This window comes from Bacillus sp. z14 (2026), from assembly GCF_058313575.1.
On the sequence record NZ_JBZFQK010000002.1, the window covers coordinates 280,487 to 299,472 of the forward strand.

Annotated in this window: 18 protein-coding genes; 16 read left to right on the forward strand and 2 right to left on the reverse strand. The window is 38.0% G+C overall.

What is annotated here, in order from left to right; all coding sequences use genetic code 11:
• Nucleotides 1–93: 93 nt before the first annotated feature.
• Complete coding sequence (locus tag AC4G3O_RS07410) at nt 94–417, forward strand: hypothetical protein (protein WP_491090311.1); 324 nt, start codon at nt 94–96, stop codon at nt 415–417.
• Nucleotides 418–507: 90 nt separating this feature from the next.
• Here AC4G3O_RS07410 and prpE read toward each other — a convergent pair whose 3' ends face one another.
• Nucleotides 508–1,254: a bis(5'-nucleosyl)-tetraphosphatase PrpE gene (gene prpE, locus AC4G3O_RS07415; RefSeq protein ID WP_066101410.1), complete on the reverse strand. Its 747-nt coding sequence runs from the start codon at nt 1,252–1,254 to the stop codon at nt 508–510.
• Between the two features lie 132 nt (nt 1,255–1,386).
• Between prpE and mgtE the strand changes: the two genes are divergently transcribed.
• From mgtE to AC4G3O_RS07480, 13 genes are all read left to right on the forward strand, one after another.
• On the forward strand, nt 1,387–2,748 hold the full coding sequence (gene mgtE, locus AC4G3O_RS07420; protein WP_066101407.1) for a magnesium transporter: 1,362 nt from the start codon (nt 1,387–1,389) through the stop codon (nt 2,746–2,748).
• 108 nt (nt 2,749–2,856) lie between these two features.
• Nucleotides 2,857–3,636 (forward strand): enoyl-ACP reductase FabI, encoded by a 780-nt coding sequence (gene fabI / locus AC4G3O_RS07425; RefSeq protein ID WP_066101403.1) that lies wholly within the window; start codon nt 2,857–2,859, stop codon nt 3,634–3,636.
• Between the two features lie 287 nt (nt 3,637–3,923).
• The gene (locus AC4G3O_RS07430; protein WP_373925457.1) at nt 3,924–4,943 is read left to right on the forward strand and encodes an ABC transporter ATP-binding protein; all 1,020 of its coding nucleotides are present in this window, start codon (nt 3,924–3,926) and stop codon (nt 4,941–4,943) included.
• Nucleotides 4,921–5,916 (forward strand): ABC transporter ATP-binding protein, encoded by a 996-nt coding sequence (locus AC4G3O_RS07435; RefSeq protein WP_490558868.1) that lies wholly within the window; start codon nt 4,921–4,923, stop codon nt 5,914–5,916. The genes AC4G3O_RS07430 and AC4G3O_RS07435 overlap by 23 nt, the downstream gene beginning before the upstream one ends.
• A gap of 13 nt (nt 5,917–5,929) precedes the next feature.
• Nucleotides 5,930–7,528 (forward strand): ABC transporter substrate-binding protein, encoded by a 1,599-nt coding sequence (locus AC4G3O_RS07440; RefSeq protein ID WP_490558869.1) that lies wholly within the window; start codon nt 5,930–5,932, stop codon nt 7,526–7,528.
• Between the two features lie 75 nt (nt 7,529–7,603).
• Nucleotides 7,604–8,611, forward strand: coding sequence for an ABC transporter permease (locus AC4G3O_RS07445; protein WP_066101395.1), 1,008 nt, complete (start codon nt 7,604–7,606; stop codon nt 8,609–8,611).
• A 57-nt stretch (nt 8,612–8,668) separates the two neighbouring features.
• On the forward strand, nt 8,669–9,526 hold the full coding sequence (gene nikC / locus AC4G3O_RS07450; protein WP_066102359.1) for a nickel transporter permease: 858 nt from the start codon (nt 8,669–8,671) through the stop codon (nt 9,524–9,526).
• Between the two features lie 193 nt (nt 9,527–9,719).
• Nucleotides 9,720–10,298, forward strand: a complete 579-nt coding sequence (locus AC4G3O_RS07455; protein WP_066101388.1) for a hypothetical protein — start codon at nt 9,720–9,722, stop codon at nt 10,296–10,298.
• Between the two features lie 364 nt (nt 10,299–10,662).
• Entirely contained in the window at nt 10,663–11,133 is a 471-nt protein-coding gene (locus tag AC4G3O_RS07460; RefSeq protein ID WP_066101385.1) for a hypothetical protein, read from the forward strand.
• Between the two features lie 12 nt (nt 11,134–11,145).
• Entirely contained in the window at nt 11,146–11,625 is a 480-nt protein-coding gene (spoVAC, locus tag AC4G3O_RS07465; protein ID WP_066101382.1) for a stage V sporulation protein AC, read from the forward strand.
• A 1-nt stretch (nt 11,626) separates the two neighbouring features.
• Entirely contained in the window at nt 11,627–12,643 is a 1,017-nt protein-coding gene (spoVAD, locus tag AC4G3O_RS07470) for a stage V sporulation protein AD (protein WP_066101379.1), read from the forward strand.
• Nucleotides 12,644–12,665: 22 nt separating this feature from the next.
• Nucleotides 12,666–13,022 (forward strand): stage V sporulation protein AE, encoded by a 357-nt coding sequence (gene spoVAE, locus AC4G3O_RS07475; protein WP_066101378.1) that lies wholly within the window; start codon nt 12,666–12,668, stop codon nt 13,020–13,022.
• A gap of 305 nt (nt 13,023–13,327) precedes the next feature.
• Entirely contained in the window at nt 13,328–17,080 is a 3,753-nt protein-coding gene (locus AC4G3O_RS07480) for an AAA domain-containing protein (RefSeq protein WP_491136017.1), read from the forward strand.
• Between the two features lie 410 nt (nt 17,081–17,490).
• Here AC4G3O_RS07480 and AC4G3O_RS07485 read toward each other — a convergent pair whose 3' ends face one another.
• Nucleotides 17,491–18,177, reverse strand: a complete 687-nt coding sequence (locus tag AC4G3O_RS07485; RefSeq protein ID WP_148630892.1) for a GNAT family N-acetyltransferase — start codon at nt 18,175–18,177, stop codon at nt 17,491–17,493.
• A 170-nt stretch (nt 18,178–18,347) separates the two neighbouring features.
• On the opposite strand from AC4G3O_RS07485, the gene AC4G3O_RS07490 reads away from it, so the two are divergent.
• The gene (locus tag AC4G3O_RS07490; RefSeq protein WP_066101369.1) at nt 18,348–18,506 is read left to right on the forward strand and encodes a YjcZ family sporulation protein; all 159 of its coding nucleotides are present in this window, start codon (nt 18,348–18,350) and stop codon (nt 18,504–18,506) included.
• Nucleotides 18,507–18,694: 188 nt separating this feature from the next.
• On the forward strand, nt 18,695–18,952 hold the full coding sequence (spoVIF, locus tag AC4G3O_RS07495; RefSeq protein ID WP_066101365.1) for a sporulation-specific transcription regulator SpoVIF: 258 nt from the start codon (nt 18,695–18,697) through the stop codon (nt 18,950–18,952).
• The last annotated feature ends 34 nt before the right edge of the window (nt 18,953–18,986 follow it).

An 18,986-nucleotide genomic window follows, 5' to 3' on the forward strand; every position in this document is an offset into this window, starting at 1 on the left:
ATGAGTATTTGAGCAGATATATCTATTTTTAAAATAAATAAACTGAGGATAAATAAAGTTTTGCAAATAAGTATTTTAAAAGGAGTGAAAATAATGGTAAATAACATCAAAACAATAGATGAATGGATTGCTGATAATCATTTGAATCCAACCGAAGTTGGTTTTATTGAAACAATCCTTACCTTTGCTTCTACAGTAAGGCATCTCCAACATAAAAAGACAGCTATGAATGAGGCGATCAGGACCATGTTTCCTGATAAAAGAGCTGAAATAACTCCAAAAATAACATACCAACAACTTGAGAAAATCCTGATAGACAATGACATATCAATTGATTTGGAGACAATGCTCAATCAATACCTTTCACAAGGAGTATGTGTTGATCTATGTAATGAGTTACTTCTGGATCGAGGATAATTCGATTTTTTTAACCAAAAGTTTTCTTGGAAAATAAAAAGGTGCTGAATGTCGCATAATAGGACAATCAGACACCTTTAATCATTAGAATTAATGTTCATACGTATGAAATTTTTCTGGAACAAGCTGTTGAGAGGAGGTTACTGAGAAAAGGGCCATATCTGGGTAACGCAAAGCAGTTAATTTTCCTCCAAATACAGCTCCTGTATCGATATTGTACGTATTATTTTTAATTCTTGGTTCGCGGACAGGCGTATGCCCATAGACAATAATCGGATCACCTGGATGTCGAAGTGCCCAGTCCCTTCGTTCTGGTCTTCCATCCGGCAGTGTTTTTCCGGTTATATCCCCATATAAAACAAATGTTTTAACACCCTTATGTGTTGCTCCTATAAATTCTTTTTTGATACCGGCATGTGCAAGGACAAGCTTACCTTGATCTAAGACAAGATAAAGAGGAGCTGACTCGTATAATTGCATAAAATGGTCGCGCACCTTCTTTCTTACTGGTTTAGATAAAGCCTCAAGTTCAGCAATCGTTGTCTCTAAGCCATGTACAGCCTTTACTTTATTGCCTAGGAAATAACGATATAGTTTATTGCAATGATTACCCGGTATATATAAGGCAGTTTTCCGTTGTATGGTTAATGACCATACAAGGTTAATCATCTCTATAGAATTAGGTCCTCGATCAGTAATATCGCCTATAAAGACAGGGGTATTTCCGTTTGGATGGACAGGAATATTATCCTCATTAAATTGATAACCCAGTTTGTGGAATAATTCGATACATTCCCCATAACAACCATGTACATCGCCTATACAATCATAGATCATTTGCATCACTTCCTTCTATTACCTCTATATTACCCTTTTTTAAAGGGTTTCAATTATATCTATTTAGGAAATTGTAAAGGGTATGATAGATACGCCTTAAACGACATAAAAAAAGGTATGGTGACCTCTAAAATGGAAATTCAGGAAAGCAAGCAAAGAGATTTACTGCGTTTATTAAAAGAAGAGAACCTCCAACAGTTTCGGATTATATTTTTAGATATTCACCCCTATGATCAGGCAAAGTTTTATGCGAATTTAGAAGAAAAAGAACGGGCAACTGTTCATCACTTTCTCTCACCGGATGAAATGGCAGAGCTAATAGGGAATCTTGCTTATGAATATGAAGAAGAGATTGTAGAGAGAATTTTAGCAGAAATGGATCCTCGATATGCCGCCTCTATTTTAGCTGAAATGCATCCGGATGATGCTGTTGATTTGCTCAGTAATTTGGATAAGGAACAAATAATCAGTTATTTGTCTTTAATGGATGAAGAACAATCGCAAAATATCATGCATTTGCTTCACTATGAGGAATCAACTGCAGGAAGTATCATGACGACTGAATTTATAAGCATTGCAGAGAATCAAACAGTAGGATCTGCCATGAAACTAGTGAGGAAGGAAGCACAGGATGCTGAATTAATTTATTATATTTATGTTATGGATGAAAAGCAAAAATTAACAGGGGTACTATCCCTGCGTGATTTGATTGTGGCAGATGATGATACAATGGTCTTTGAATTAATGAACAAACAGGTCTATTCGGTGAAAGTAAGCGATGATCAGGAAGAAATAGCTCGAAAAATGAGAGACTATGATTTCGTTGCGATGCCGGTTGTTGATTTTCAGCATCATCTGGTCGGCATTATAACATTTGACGATATGATTGATGTTATGTATGAAATAGCTTCCGATGATTATTCCAAATTAGCAGGGGTATCCGATATGGAATACATAGATAAAAGTCCTTTTTCATCTGCCCGTAAAAGACTCCCGTGGTTGATTATATTATTATTTCTAGGCATGATTACCGCTAATTTAATCGGTCAATTTGAAGAAACTTTATCGAAAAAGGCAATTCTGGCGGTGTTCATCCCCTTAATTGCAGGGATGGCTGGGAATACAGGTACACAAAGCTTGGCTGTTATAGTGAGAGGAATTGCTACAGGGCAAATTGAGGATGAAAATAAGCTAAAGCTCCTTTGGCGTGAAGCGGGAACAGGACTTATAACCGGAATATCATGTGGAATCGTGGTTACCATTATCGTTTATGTTTGGAAAGGTGAACTAATTCTTGCTGCCCTCGTTGGTATTTCCATACTGGTAACATTAATTGTCGCCACATTAGCGGGTAGCCTTGTGCCTTTATTGATGCATAAGATGAATATTGATCCTGCTGTAGCCTCAGGACCATTTATTACGACCATTAATGACTTAATAAGTATTCTTATTTACTTTGGAATGGCTACTCTCTTTATGGGTTATCTCACATGATATATTTAGCTGAAAAAACAGAAAATGGTTGCGATTCTTCTTTACTTAGTTTAAATTAGTAGTAGGTACTAATAACTTGTGTTAATTATTTAAGGAGGAATCCTTCCTATGAACTTAAGTATGGATGGGAAAACCATTGTTGTAATGGGTGTGGCAAATAAAAGAAGTATAGCTTGGGGTATAGCTAATTCACTTTACCAGGCTGGTGCTAGATTAATTTTTACATATGCAGGGGAACGAATGGAAAAGAGTGTTTATGACCTTGTAAACAGCTTAGAGGGTGGAGAAGAGACCTTCGTCCTGCCATGTGATGTTACAAAAGATGATGAAATCGAAGGATGTTTTGCTACGATTAGAGAAAAATATGGAAAGATAGACGGGATTGCGCACTGTATTGCTTTTGCCAATAAGGAAGAGCTTAAAGGTGAGTATATGAACACGACGAGGGACGGGTTCCTATTGGCCCAAAATATTAGCTCTTATTCATTAACAGCTGTTGCAAAAGCAGCAAAAGAAATCCTGAATGAAGGGGCTAGTATCGTTACTCTTACTTATCTTGGCGGTGAACGAGTAGTCCAAAACTATAATGTCATGGGTGTGGCCAAGGCCTCACTTGAAGCAAGTGTGAAATATTTGGCTAATGATCTTGGGCCTAACGGCGTAAGAGTAAATTCTATTTCAGCAGGAGCAATCAGAACCTTGTCGGCCAAAGGAGTCGGCGATTTTAATGAAATTCGAAAAGTATTTGAAGAGCGTGCACCTTTGCGCAGACAAGTAACCCAGGAGGAAGTGGGAGACACAGCCCTATTCCTGTTCAGTCCATTGTCCCGGGGAATTACGGGGGAAAATATCCATGTGGATTCAGGGTATCACATCTTAAGCTTATAAATAAAATGACTCTCTATTGCAAGGTGGCTTTGATAACCGCTTTTGAAATAGAGAGTTTTTTTATGAAAAGTGTTACTGTGTAAATCAGTCAATCAATCACCTAAATAAAGTGGAACTGTTCCCCCTTCATTATTGTGTTAAGATCCAATATTATTCTCCTATACAATAAAAATGTTATAAATTTCTAATAAAATGATAGTCAATTGGGAAAAGCTGTGACATAATAAATCATAATATTTTAAATATTTTAATAAATTACATAATAATATTACGCAGGAGGGAATGGCTTGGATGACACTGTGGTTTTAGATGTAAACCATTTAACCGTTTCTTTTATGGATGATGGAAAATTGGTTCCTGCAGTTGAGAATATCGATTTCCAACTTCATAAAGGAGAAATTCTTGGTATTGTTGGTGAATCAGGAAGTGGGAAGAGTTTGACCTCTTTATCCATTATGGGACTGCTTCCACAACCGCCGGCTATTGTTGATCCCCAGGCAGTCATTAATTTTGAGGGAGACAATTTATTAAAAAAATCCGAATCAAAAATGAGGAAAATTCGCGGGGATCGGATATCTATGATCTTTCAGGAACCGATGACTTCTCTTAATCCTTTGTTTACAATCGGCCAACAAATGATTGAAGCATATAGGCTGCATAGAAACAGTAATAAAGTTAAGGCGCGTACTGAATGTATGGAAATGTTAAAGCAGGTAGGGCTGCCTCGGGCTGCTGATTTAATGAAAAATTATCCACATGAGTTATCAGGCGGTATGAGACAGAGAGTTATGATTGCGATGGCCATGGTTTGCAAACCAAACATATTGATTGCAGATGAACCGACTACGGCACTTGATGTTACCATTCAAGCCCAAATTCTTAAGCTGATGAAAGATTTAAATAATCAAACTGAAACATCAATCATTCTCATTACTCATGATCTTGGAGTGGTGGCTGAAATATGCGATCGCGTTCTTGTTATGTACGCAGGAAAAATTGTTGAGAAAGGAACGGTCAGGGATATATTTAAAAATCCTAAACATCCATACACAAAAGGATTACTGAAATCTGTACCCGACATCCGGCAGAAAGATAGTAAATTATATTCCATTCCAGGTAATGTTCCGAAACCAGGAATGATTCAAAATGGCTGTGTATTTGCTCCGCGTTGTGAATATGCCATGCCTGCCTGTGCCACAATGACTCCGGAATTACAAAAGGTGTCTCCCCAATATCAATGGGTAAGGTGCCTATTATATCAGGGACAGGAAGGAGGCATCCATCATGACGGAGCTATTAAAAGTTGAAGGCCTGAAGAAATTTTTCCCTATCAATGGAGGAGTTTTGAGCAGGAAGATTGGTGAAGTAAAAGCCGTTAATGATATATCCTTTCATGTGAAAAAAGGGGAAACTCTTGGGATTGTTGGGGAAAGTGGCTGTGGAAAGTCAACAACCGGCAGATTATTAATGAGATTGATTGACCCAACAGAAGGAAGTATTGTCTTCGAAGATAAGGAAATCATGTCTATGTCAAAAAAGCAGCTTAGACAAGTGCGACGTGATATTCAAATGGTTTTTCAGGATCCTTATGCGTCATTAAATCCGAGGCATTCCGTCCAACAAATATTAGAAGAACCTTTAATTGTTCATGGCATTGGCAATAAGAAGGAGCGGGCAAATAGGGTAGCAGAAATGATAGATGTTGTGGGACTCAGTTCCTATCATTTAAAACGTTATCCCCATCAATTCAGTGGCGGTCAGCGTCAGCGGATCGGTATTGCCCGAGCCCTAATGACAAAACCTAAATTAATTATTGCAGATGAGCCTGTTTCTGCGCTTGATGTATCCATACAGGCCCAGGTACTAAACCTGTTAAAGGATATCCAAAAAGAATTTGGACTTACTTATATTTTTATAGCACATGATCTGGGGGTTGTCAGGCATATTAGTGATCGCGTTGGAGTCATGTATTTGGGGAGAATGGTAGAATTGTCGGGCAGCGAAGAGTTATACGAACACCCTCTTCACCCGTACACACAAGCTTTATTATCTTCAGTACCAATACCAGACCCTGATATTAAACGGGAATCCATCATCTTAACTGGAGACATCCCAAGCGCATCCAATCCACCGAGTGGTTGTGCATTCCATACTAGATGTCAGCATGCAATGGAAGTTTGTAAGACTATTAATCCAGTATACCAAGAAATAAAAGGGGATCATTATGCTGCATGTCATCTCCATGGTGAACATCACAGCAATGATAATAAACAAATATAAGAGGGGGTTTCATATGAAAAAGCTTTTATTGGTTATGGTCAGTATTCTAATGCTAAGCGTTGTACTGGCAGCATGTAATTCTGGCGACAAGGAGACTGAAGGCGGAGGCAGTGAAGAGAAAGGAAATACAAAGGATACACTTGTTTTTGGGCGTGGCGGTGATTCCACTTCGTTAGATCCAATCACGACAACCGAAGGAGAGTCATTTAAAGTCACGATTAATATTTTTGATACACTGCTAACTTACGGTAAACAGGATACGACGCTGCAACCTGGATTGGCTGAAAAATGGGAGGCTTCTGATGATGGTCTTTCATATACATTTACATTGAAAAAAGGCGTTAAGTTTCATGATGGTACTGATTTTAACGCAGAAGCAGTAGTATTCAACTTTAACAGATGGATGAATGGCGATGCTGATCAGTTTCCATATTACAGCATGTTTGGCGGCTATAAAAAAGATGAAGGGCATGTCATTAAGGAAGTAAAAGCGGTTGATGAATCGACTGTTCAATTTACCTTGAAAAGACCTCAGGCGACCTTCCTTAAAAATATTGCAATGAGCTGTTTTGGAATAGCCAGCCCTACTGCAGTTGAAAAAGATGGTGATAAGTTCCGGGAAAATCCAGTTGGTACCGGTCCGTATAAATTTAAAGAAAAAGCAAATGACAAAATCGTTATTGAAAAGAATGAAGATTATTATGTAGACGGAGAGCCAAAATTAAAAACAATTATTTTCCGTACGATTCCTGATAACTCGGCACGTTTGAATTCATTAAAGATCGGTGAGATTGATGTGATGGACGGTGTAAACCCATCAGACCTTGAAACAATTAAAGGAGATGCAAATTTACAGGCTATTGAACGTCCTTCCATGAACGTTGGGTATCTTGGCTTTAATGTAACGAAAAAACCATTTGATAATCCAAAAGTCCGTCAGGCTTTAAGCCATGCCGTTGATAAGCAAGCTATCATTGATGCTTTCTATTTAGGAATGGCAAAACCAGCGAAAAATCCTCTGCCGGATTCAGTGGAAGGCTATAACGATGAAATTCAGGATTATGAATTTGATTTAGATAAAGCAAAAGAATTATTAAAAGAAGCTGGTTATCCGGATGGATTTAAAATGGATCTTTGGGCTATGCCAGTTCCGCGTCCATATATACCAGAAGGAAAGAAAATTGCAGAAGCGATTCAGGCAAATTTTGAAAAAATTGGAGTTAAGGCAGAAATTCAAACTGTAGAATGGGCTACATACCTTGAAAAGGCAGCAGCTGGCGAGTTCCCGGCCTATATGCTGGGCTGGACAGGTGATAATGGAGACCCTGATAACTTTATCTATACATTGCTTGATAAAGATTCAATCGGATCTAACAACTATTCCTATTACGCGAATGATAAGCTCCACGACATTTTAATTGAAGCGCAAACAATTGTTGATCAAGACAAACGGAATGAGCTATATAAACAGGCTCAAGAAATTATCCATGAAGATGCACCGTGGATTCCGCTCGTTCACTCAACGCCTTTGTTGGCAGCATCAGCTGATTTAACAGGACTTGTACCGCATCCGACCGGATCAGATATTTTAAAGAATGTAGAATTCAAGTAAAACTGTGTTAAGTAAGGGCGCCTTTACATGGATGATTCATATAGGGGCGCCTGTTTATTATGGAGGTGCATACAGATGTTTTCTTATACAATGAAAAGGATTCTGTCTGTTATACCGGTTCTGTTTGGAATGACGCTGATTGTATTTGCCATTGTCAGAGCCATTCCTGGAGATCCGGCACAGGTTATTTTAGGGCAAAGGGCAACAAAAGAGTCCATTGCAGTTTTAACTCAAGAGCTTGGATTGGACAAAGCCTGGTATGTTCAATACATAGATTATATTAAGAATTTGTTTACCGGTGATTTGGGTACATCCATTAGAACGAATGCAGAGATTACTAGTGAGATATGGCCATATATTGCTGCTACGCTAGAATTAACGCTAGTTGCGATGATTATTGCCATCGTTATTGGTGTAAATGCCGGCATCATCAGTGCGTGGTTTTCAAATTCCTGGTTTGATTATTTAGCTATGATCTTAGCCTTAATTGGAGTATCCATGCCTATTTTTTGGCTGGGGTTAATGGAGCAATGGGCTTTTTCCCTTCAGCTGGGTTGGTTACCGACAACGGGACGTGAAGATATCAGAGATCCAATCAATGCGATAACTAATTTGTATTTGGTGGATACGTTGCTGCAAGGTGATTTCGATCAATTTTTTGTGGCGGTTAAGCATTTGATTATGCCAAGTATCGCTTTAGCAACTATTCCAATGGCCATTATTGCTAGGATGACAAGATCGACTATGCTTGAAGTTATGAAATCAGATTTTATTCGTACAGCACGTGCAAAAGGTGTCAGTATGTTTTGGGTGGTGTACAAGCACTCTTTGAAAAATGCATTTATTCCGGTTTTAACTGTCATAGGGCTGCAAACAGGATTACTTCTTGGAGGGGCTATTCTGACAGAAACTATTTTTGCTTGGCCGGGCATAGGGCGTTATTTATATGAAGCAATCGGCTATCGTGACTATCCGGTTATTCAATCTGGTATTTTACTGATTGCGGCTGCTTTTGTATTCATTAACTTAGTTGTCGACCTCCTTTATGCATTGGTCGATCCACGAATTAAATACTCCAAATAAAGGGTGGTGTAGACATTGGGGGAATTAGTACGAAATACAGAAGAGACACCATTGGTAATGGATGAAAAAGTGGTTTCTCCATGGGGGGAATCATGGGCTGCCTTTAAACGTAATCGTTTGGCAATGGTGGGCCTTGGTATCGTCTTATTCTTTATATTATTGGCATTATTAGCTCCGATTATTGCTCCTTATGGATATAAGGAGGTTAGTTTGACAGACCGTTTAAAACCGCCATCTGCTGAACATTGGTTTGGAACAGATGACTTTGGGAGGGATATTCTTTCACGAATATTATATGGTGCGCGTATATCCTTATCCGTTGGATTTTTCTCTGTACTGGGTTCTGTTATAGTAGGTTCAATAATGGGGCTTGTAGCTGGATATTATGGCGGATGGATTGATACAATTATTTCACGTTTTTTTGACATCCTTCTTGCCTTTCCAAGTATCTTATTGGCAATCGCGATTATTTCTATTTTAGGGCCATCTCTGCAAAATGCCCTGATCGCAATCGCCATTATAAATATTCCGAATTTTGGCCGCCTCATAAGGTCTAGAGTACTGAGTGTTAAACAAGAGGAATATATTATGGCAGCCAACGCAATTGGTATGAAGGATTCAAGAATTCTCTTTCGTCATATCCTTCCAAACAGTATGACACCAATTATTGTTCAGGCAACATTGGCGATTGCAACAGCAATTATAGAAGCAGCGGCGCTTGGATTCCTCGGTTTGGGAGCACAGGCACCGACACCTGAATGGGGAAAAATGCTGGCGGATTCGAAGGGTTTTTTAGTACAGGCTCCCGGAACGCTCTTTTTCCCAGGATTGGCTATCATGTTAACTGTCCTTGGATTTAATTTATTGGGTGATGGACTGAGAGATGCCCTTGATCCAAAAATGAAACAGCGTTAAATAAGAAAATAAAAATATTATGAACCGCTCCTCTGCAATTGTTAGAGAGCGGTTTTTTTGTGTGAAAAATTGGCTATGGGCAGGCAATGTCATGATAAACCATAATTAACGCTTTCAGCAGAGAGGGGAGCTCAGATATATCTACAGTCTTTTGCACATATATATAGCAGATAGAAGCTAAGGAGGTAACTATATGAGCCATAATGAGATTAATAGTGCACTGCCAGCAAATGCTTGGCTTGATAAGGAGCAAATAATGAGACGATTGCGTGAAGAAGAAATTGTGGAAATAGATGACTTTTTTACAAATGCTGCGACTAAAGAATTGATGCATAAAATTAATCAGCAACAGGAATGGGAACAACATATTGCTGATAAAGATAATTCGCGTGAAGGACTTGAAGAGGGAAATAGTGATGATAGTTTGCAGCAGCAGCCCCCATTATTAAGCTTTGAGATAGAAAAGAAACAATATACTGATTTGCTGAAAGAACGGGAGCCTGATTTATTGGATGTAAGTGAAGCGAATGGAAAAACAAAGCGTAAACGTATAGAGGATATGACGAAGGAGGAATTAGTCACCTATCTCTCAAAAATGCCGTTGCTCATGTCGAGCCCGGTCTGCGATTTTATAGTGGAAGATGGGAAGCGGCTGAGGGGAACGATTGAAAAAGTAAAGGGGGATTATGTCTATATTAAAGTTGCGTTTGGGAAGAAATGGATTAAATATACATTGCGGCAAATAAAAGAAATAAAAATAGTTCGTTTTTAAAATACTTCTGTATCGGATCTGGTTATCTGTATTAGACAAACCAAACCTTCCTACATACTTATACTGTATGAGTCCTAATCAGGGAAGGAGGACCCCTTTTATGAAGATACCAAAACAAAAAGCAAGCCAAATCAAGAGAACGCCTTCCAAGCAAAAGAAAAAAAACTGTGGATGTACAAAAAATAATAAAAAAGGTCGTTTACAACCATAACCTGCTGTTTAGTCAGCAGTTTTTTTTATTTTAGGTTGTTATGCAGCAATTAAGCTACATCTAATGTTATTCCAAATAAATTGGATAAAATGCTGTGTTTAACAAACAATACAGGATAATAATTTCAATTTGTAATGAGGGGGTGAAGGTGCTATGAATAAAAGGATTTCTGTATTTTTAATTATAGCTATGTTTTTCACAATAGTAAGCGGATGTTCCGGTGACTCAAGCAGTAAAGAAGCCAAGATGTCACTTATTCAATCCGTGGATCAAGATCCCGTTTATCTTGGTGATCATTCAAAGGCACCATTAGAGAAAATAAAAGAGAAAGTAGCTTCCCATAAAGAAATCTACGATGTGGCTGTTGTCCAAAAGAATAAAGATATTTTGGTTGCGTACAAGGTTAAGCATATGCAACGCTTTCGAATGAAAAGTATCGAAAGTAAATTAGATAAGGAGTTAAAGAAAAGCTTTAAATCCTTTGATTTTACTGTATCAAGTGATATGAAAATATTTCTTGAAACAGTCGAGTTAATCGTGAATGTGAAGGATAAAGGTTACTCTAAGAAAAAAGCTGGAAAATGGTTTGATAAAATAATGAAACTACAGAAGGATATGGCATAGGCAGGTGTACATATGGCAAATAAAAAGAATGAAAAACTAACCCCTGAACAACAAAAATATAAAGAGCTGGAACAAAAATATGAAGCAAAACGTCCTGTTGTAAAGAATTGTATTAAGGCATTCTTTGTAGGTGGGCTATTTTGTCTACTAGGACAAGTTATTACGTATATGTATATATTTTATTTTAATTTCACTGAGCAAACAGCCAGTAACCCAACTGTAGCAACGATGATATTTTTAGCTATGTTATTAACAGGCTTTGGGGTTTACGATCGAATTGGCCAATTTGCTGGAGCGGGAAGTGCTGTTCCGGTTACGGGATTTGGTAATTCCGTCATTTCAGCAGCGATTGAGCATAGAACAGAAGGATTTGTGCTTGGGGTAGGAGGAAATATATTTAAATTGGCTGGAACTGTAATCCTATATGGTGTTTTTTCAGCATTTGTCGTTGCATTAGTAAAGCAAATCTATCTAATGGTTATAGGAGGTTAATATGCTAACTGGTAAACAAACCTGGGTGCTGCATAATCATCCTGTCATTTCCTCTACAGGCGTAGCTGTCGGTCCTTTTGAAGGCAATGGCCGTTTGGCTGATGATTTTGATATTATTCATGATGATCTTTGGCTAAATCAGAAAACATATGAGAAAGCGAACCGTGTATTAATTGAGGAAGCGGTTCAAAAAGCTTTGGATAAAAAGAAATTGCAAACTCGTGATATTCAATTTTTCTTTGCGGGAGATTTAATTAACCAAATCACACCTACTAGCTTTGCAGCCCGGACATTGGCCATCCCATATTTTGGGCTGTTTGGTGCATGCTCAACATCTATGGAAGGCCTTGCACTGGCATCCTTTATTATTAATTATGACGGTGCCAACAAGATATTGACTGGTGCCTCAAGCCATAATACAACCGTAGAAAAGCAATTCAGGTATCCAACAGAATATGGCGGTCAAAAACCGCCAACTGCCCAATGGACCGTAACGGGGGCGGGAGTTGCCTTGGTGGAGAAGAATGATAACTCATCTGAAAGTAAGCTCGTTGTAACCAGTGCAACCATCGGTAAAGTTGTTGATATGGGATTGAAGGATCCATTTAATATGGGAGGCGCGATGGCACCTGCTGCAGCAGATACGATTTATCATCACTTCAGGGATTTAAACCTTGACGAGGACTATTATGACCTTGTTGTTACAGGTGACCTTGGGAAAATTGGTCATGACACTGCGATTGACTTACTGGAGCAGAAGGGCTTAAAGCTAAATAAAGAAAAATTTAGGGATTGCGGTTTAATGATTTATAAAGACGATCAACCAGTAAGATCAGGTGGAAGCGGTGCAGGATGCTCCGCGACTGTTCTATATGGCCATTTACTTAATGAAATGAGAAAGGGTACATATAAACGCATCTTACTGGCAGCAACCGGAGCGCTTCTTTCTCCGCTGACCTTCCAGCAAGGGGAGTCCATTCCATGTATAGCACACGCAGTTGCTATTGAAAGACTATAGCGTTGAAAGGTGAGGAGCATATATGCTGGCAATGTTTTTTTGGGCCTTTGTTGTAGGAGGCATTATTTGTGTGATTGGACAGCTTCTATTTGATGTAGCAAAATTAACGCCTGCCCATACTCTTTCGACATTTGTTGTCATTGGCGCTATATTGGGTGGTTTTGGATGGTATGAACCATTATTGGATTTTGCAGGTGCTGGGGCATCTATTCCGATAGTAAGCTTTGGGAATTCGCTTGTAAACGGTGCTTTAGAGGAAGCAGAGAAGCATGGCATCGTTGGCGTGTTAACCGGAATGTTTAAAATTACATCATCAGGCATAACGGCAGCGATAGTCTTTGGATTTATCGCAGCCTTGATTTTTAAACCAAAAGGTTAATGAAAGAGAACCCATTAATTGTATTCTAAAATTTAAATGGATGGATGCAAAAGCGGTTGTAAGAGGGCTGGAGAGGGCTAGTAACAGCATGTGGAATGTATGATTGGTAATTTGTGTAACTTGGAAGAAAAATTCCATTTTCATGGTATTATAAAATTGAAAAAGCCGATAATTGATACCTGTTTAGAAGATCTAACACTCCAATTCCGTTGAATATATTCTGTATTAAACAATAAGTTATGGGGAGGGCGCATGCTCTTCCTTTTTGAGGTGTAGAATTTTTTATCTGGAAAGAAGGTAAAACGGTGAAAGAAAAACTAATTCATATGAGAGATAAATTGAATGATATTAGTCGTCGTAATCGCTCTATTCGATTATTGAAAATCTACAATAAATGGAGTTTTGATTTAACTGAACTAGATAAGTTATCAAACAATAATGAAAAAATCAGTGAAGCTATTGTAAAGAAAATCGTCATGCAGTCTAAAGGTGAAATTACGTTACTTAAGCCAACAATAGAGAATGAAGATTCAATGGTCATTTCGAAAAAACTCACAGATTTATTGCGAAATATAAAAGGAATTGAAGAAGAAACAGGTATTCACGACTTTTATTTAGGCTACCCCTTTATATCAGGAAGCCTCTCTGATGGGACTTTTTTTCAGGCTCCCCTATTCTTATATCCACTTCGTTTAGAAAAAAGTAAGGTAAATACACAGAGATGGATCATTCGTGTGGAAGAAGGTGGTCCGCAAATCAATCGAACTTTATTTTTGGCGTTTAAGAAATTAAATAGTGTCCAGTTTACCGAAGAATTTTTCGAAGAGGCTGCAGAAATCGCTAAGTCTTATGAGAGGGAAAAATGGGATACTTTCTTCAGGGCGCATGATATTAATCTTTCATTTTCTAATGAAGGACTCACAAAGTTAAAAGAATATAAGAGGGATGAAATTCCTGAATCCACTGGAATTGTACTATTGGAAAATGCGATTATCGGGAACTTTCCACAAGGGGGTTCTTCACTAGTTAAAGACTTTGATGCCTTGATAGACCTTTCAGAAGAATCTAATCTATCATCGTTAGTCAGTGAATTGATAGAACCACAAGAGTTTGAGTCAGCAGAAGATATAAACAATGAAGATAATCAGACTAATGAAGAACCGGATATAATGAATTTGCTTGTTACGGATGGGTCACAGGAGGAAATATTAAAAGAAGCGAGATATAAGAAAGGGATTGTTGTTCACGGACCGCCAGGAACAGGAAAATCCCAGGTTATAGTTAATTTAATTACAGACGCACTTAGTCAGGGAAAGAAAATATTAGTAGTTTGTCAGAAAAGGGCTGCTCTAGATGTAGTATACCAACGCTTAGACGGGCTGAGATTATCCAATCATATAGCTTTGGTGCATGATGAAAAAACAGATCGAAAGCCGCTTTATAATAAAATTAGTGCTGTTCTTGAGACTAATAGAGTATTATTTGATCGGTCACTTGAAGATTTAAAATCTACATCAAATAGCTTGTTTACTCATGAAAAGCTATTAAATGATATTGCTAAAGGGCTTTATGAGTACCAGGATTTTGGGTATCGTTTGTATGATTTATACGGAAAAGCAACACCATTAGATAATATGAGCAAAATGCTAAATTTAAAACCTGTCTTAAGTGAGTTAAATAAAGATATATTAGATGAGATCAGCGGAAAAATATACAGTTATGCAGAATGGTACGAGCGATTCGGCAGCGAGTCTTACGAATTGAAAAAGCGTAAATCATTTGCTCGATTTTCCATTAAAGATAAGCTTAACCTAGTAGAACTTCTGAATGATTTAATTGTGAAAGCGAAGAACGCCTCTGATTATTTGGATTCCTTAGATTACAAAAAAATTACACCTGCGTATACATGGCTAGTAGGTGGCAAGTTAGATAGTATCTATCCTGATTTAGAGGGTACTGGTAAAAAGACACTACAAGGCTTGAGAATATGGTGGTGGACCTCTTTTTCAGGTAAAGCAATTATCGAGGAGTTATTAGAGGGCGGAAAATTTAAAGGAACAAGTTCTGCGGACTGGGTCAAAATTAAGCAAGCCCTTATAATCATGAATCAATTAGGTAAAGAAACAAAGAAAATGTCTAATGAAATCAACCAGCTAAAAAAATATTTCGATGAGAAAATGATCGAAAATTATCAAAGCAGAATTGCGGATGGAGATATTCCATTACAGGAATTAGATCAATTATTAGAGTATATTCATCAAGATTTTGAGGACTTACAGCAAATGGATTCATATTGGGAAGAGTGTTCAGAGGTCACGAAGAAAATCATTCAAGAACTCAGCGTGAAAAGTCCTGCTTCTGAACAAGCTCTACCGGAGTACTGGGTCCATTTATTTAAAAACTCGGCATATATTCATTGGATTGATGAAACGGAAAATAAATATCCCGAGGTTAAGAAGATTTCAACAAACGAATTTTCAAGGATACGGGAAAAGTTTAGTCAACTGGTTGACCGAAAAAGAGAGGTTGCTAACCAATATTTAATTCATCAATTGACACAATCAGTCGAGGAGCTTAAGAAAGCTTACCCGAGGGAAATAAGAGATCTTAAACACCAGGCAGGGAAAAAGAGAATGATTTGGCCACTGCGCAAATTGGTGAATGAATTTGCTGAGAAGGGTCTTGTGGATTTAATGCCGGTTTGGTTGGCATCACCCGAAATAGTTTCTTCGATTTTCCCGTTAAATGATGATTTATTTGATTTGGTGATTTTCGATGAAGCTTCTCAATGTACAGTGGAGAGCGGTCTACCAGCAGTTTTTAGAGCAAAACAATTAATTGTCGCTGGAGACGAAAAGCAATTGCCGCCATTTAATATGTTCCAGTCATCTTTTGTAAATGAAGATGATGAAGAAGAATATGATGTTGATGAATCGCAAAGTTTATTAAATCTAGCGAAAAGAAGGTTCCCAGAAAAAATTCTTCAGTGGCACTATCGTTCGAAATTTGAGGAACTCATTAACTTTTCTAATCATGCTTTTTATAATGGACATGTTCAGATTGCTCCCAATGTCGAGCCTTTAAAAGATCCTCCAGCTATCCAATGGAAAAAAGTGAATGGCAGATGGATCAATCAATCAAACGAAGTAGAAGCACTTGAGGTCTATAGACTATTAAAAGAAACATTGATTAAGCAGCCCGATAAAACTGTTGGTATTATAACTTTTAATGCCAAACAGCAAACAAAAATACTGGATATCATTGAAAAATCAGCTGCAAGCGATCAAGAATTCAATGTTGCTTATAATCAAGTGATGGCAAAAGAACTGGATGAAAGAGTATTTGTAAAAAATATTGAAAATGTTCAGGGTGATGAACGAGATATCATTATTTTCTCCATAGGATATGCTAAAAATGAAGAAGGAAAGGTCTATAATCGCTTCGGAATGCTTAACCAATATGGTGGAGAAAATAGATTGAATGTAGCCGTATCAAGAGCCAAGGAACGTATTATTGTAGTATCTAGTATCGAGCCGGAAGAACTGAATGTTGCGGGCACAGCACAAATTGGACCAAAGCTTCTTAAATCATATTTAAAATATGTAAGAGCTGTTTCACGTACTAACAGGGAGGAAATACAGTCGGTTGTCCAGGAAATTAATGATAATGTAAATACACATGTACAAGAACTGGCACTGCATTTTGATTCCCCCTTTGAAGAACAGGTCTATACTCAATTAAGAAATTTAGGGTATGAAGTCCACACACAAGTAGGAATGTCCGGGTACAGAATCGATATGGCCATCGTCCATCCTAATGATTCTTCCAAATATATTTTAGGGATTGAATGTGATGGAGCGATGTACCATAGCTCGGCCAATGCAAAAGAACGGGATATCTATCGTCAAAGATTCCTTGAAAGCCGAGGATGGACAATCGAAAGAATCTGGAGTAGAAACTGGTGGAAAACCCCTGCTCAAGAAATCGAAAGAATGGATCAAAAGGTGAAAGAACTATTAAGAAACGAAGAATTAAAAAAGAAAGTTAATGCAATCTGATTAATCCAGGTTGCTTATTTTGCTGCGAATCATTGATAACAGATGAAAAGGCTGGCATTAATGAGTTAAATATTGAATAGCAATACCCCGGCGATAGCCGGGGTATTTGTGTATGCGCCAAAGGTGCTCCAAAGGTGTGCGATAGGTGTGTGAAGTCCAGGAGAAAGCAGCTATGCCCCACCACCTATGAGGCACCTATGCCCGGGCTATACCGGGGGATAGGTGGGTGAAAGGTAGGTGAAGTCCTGGGAAAAGCAGCTATACCCCACCTATGAGGCACCTATGCCCGGGCTATACCGGGGGATAGGCGGGTGAAAGATAGGTGAAGTTCCGAGGAAAGTTCTACTATCAAACACCTACCGACCACTTTTCAGGCACCTATGCCCCCAAAGAACCCTTTTTTGTTTCCGCTATTGGATGGTTTCCGAAATATTCCTCTGAGACGTTATGCATTCATCAAGTACAGCTAAGGAAATTTTATTCATTTTATGATATTTTTCATGATAGATTGCTGTAACAACTTGATCATAATTAATATCTTCTCCGCGAGTTAACTTTTTAAATGCGAGATATAAAGGCACCGGAGTTTGTCCAGTATATAGTGGTGGTTGGACATACTGGTATCCTTTTATAGGTGAAAAGCCAAGATGGTTAAAGAATTGAAGGCGATTTATGGTTTCTTTGTATTCTTCTTCGTTTTGCGCATCAATTTCTCTTTCAGTTTCGAGGAAGATTCCCTTTAAGGATGGGTACCCAGCATGTACGGCATCTTCTTTAAGTAGTTTCTCCATTTTTAAAAGTGTTTGTTTCCCTAAGCCTTTCCCGCGTTCTTTCGGATCGGCTGCTATATAAACAATATAACCGCTATTTACTTGAGCTAAATAATGGGCAGTTGAGAAACAGATTACTTTATCGTCTACGATTCCAACTAAAAAATGGAAATTATTTGGTGTGTTTTTCTCACGTTGTCTGATGGACTCGTAAAATACGCATTCATCTTCACGCACGTATTCAGGAAAACAATCATGATATAAAGATAATGCTTTCCTTAATAGTTCATCCTCTAATTCTGTTACTTCTTTCCACTCTATAGCCATGTGTATGACTCCTTACTGTTTTCTTTTAGTGTAAAAGATATATTTACAGTAATTCAAGGTATTATTGCCGATTTTAATATTTGGGTATTCTTATATGGAGATTAGCCCAAACCGAGGAAACACTTTTAACATATGTTATGAGTGTACTAAGCGAAAGCGAGGTGACTTACATGTTTGGTTGTTATGGATACGGCGGCGGCGGAAGCAGCTGCGGTGGCGGCTATGGATACGGCGGTGGTGGTAGCTACGGCGGTGGCTACGGTTCTACTTTCGTACTAATCGTTGTACTATTTATCTTGTTAATTATTGTTGGCGCTAGCTTCTGCTAATAATAATTGAAATGCATAGAAGAGACCTAAAACCTCTTCTATGCCCTACTGTTAATTAAGTATTTACAATTAGTAAATGAAAGAAAGGGATTTCAGTCTATACTGAATCCCTTTTTTGCATGGAGAAATGAGTCTCACCTTTCCTATTTTCTTTCATATGATAGCAGTAACGATAAGGAGGCTGAATTATGGATAATGGATTCTTTAAAAATATGGAAAAGAAAACAGGCGTAAATATGAAAGATGTAATGGAGCTGGCTAATTCCTTACAAAATGCAAATTTTAAAGATGAAAAAACAGTCCGCAACGTCATTAAGAGGGTTTCGCAAATTGCAAACAAGCCTGTACCGAAGGATGTAGAGGACCAGTTGGTACAATCAATCATTAAGGATGGGAAATCATTAGATTTTAATACAATTGCCAATATGATGAATAATAAAAAATGAGTAAAGGAGCCACCTTTACATATGAAGAACATTT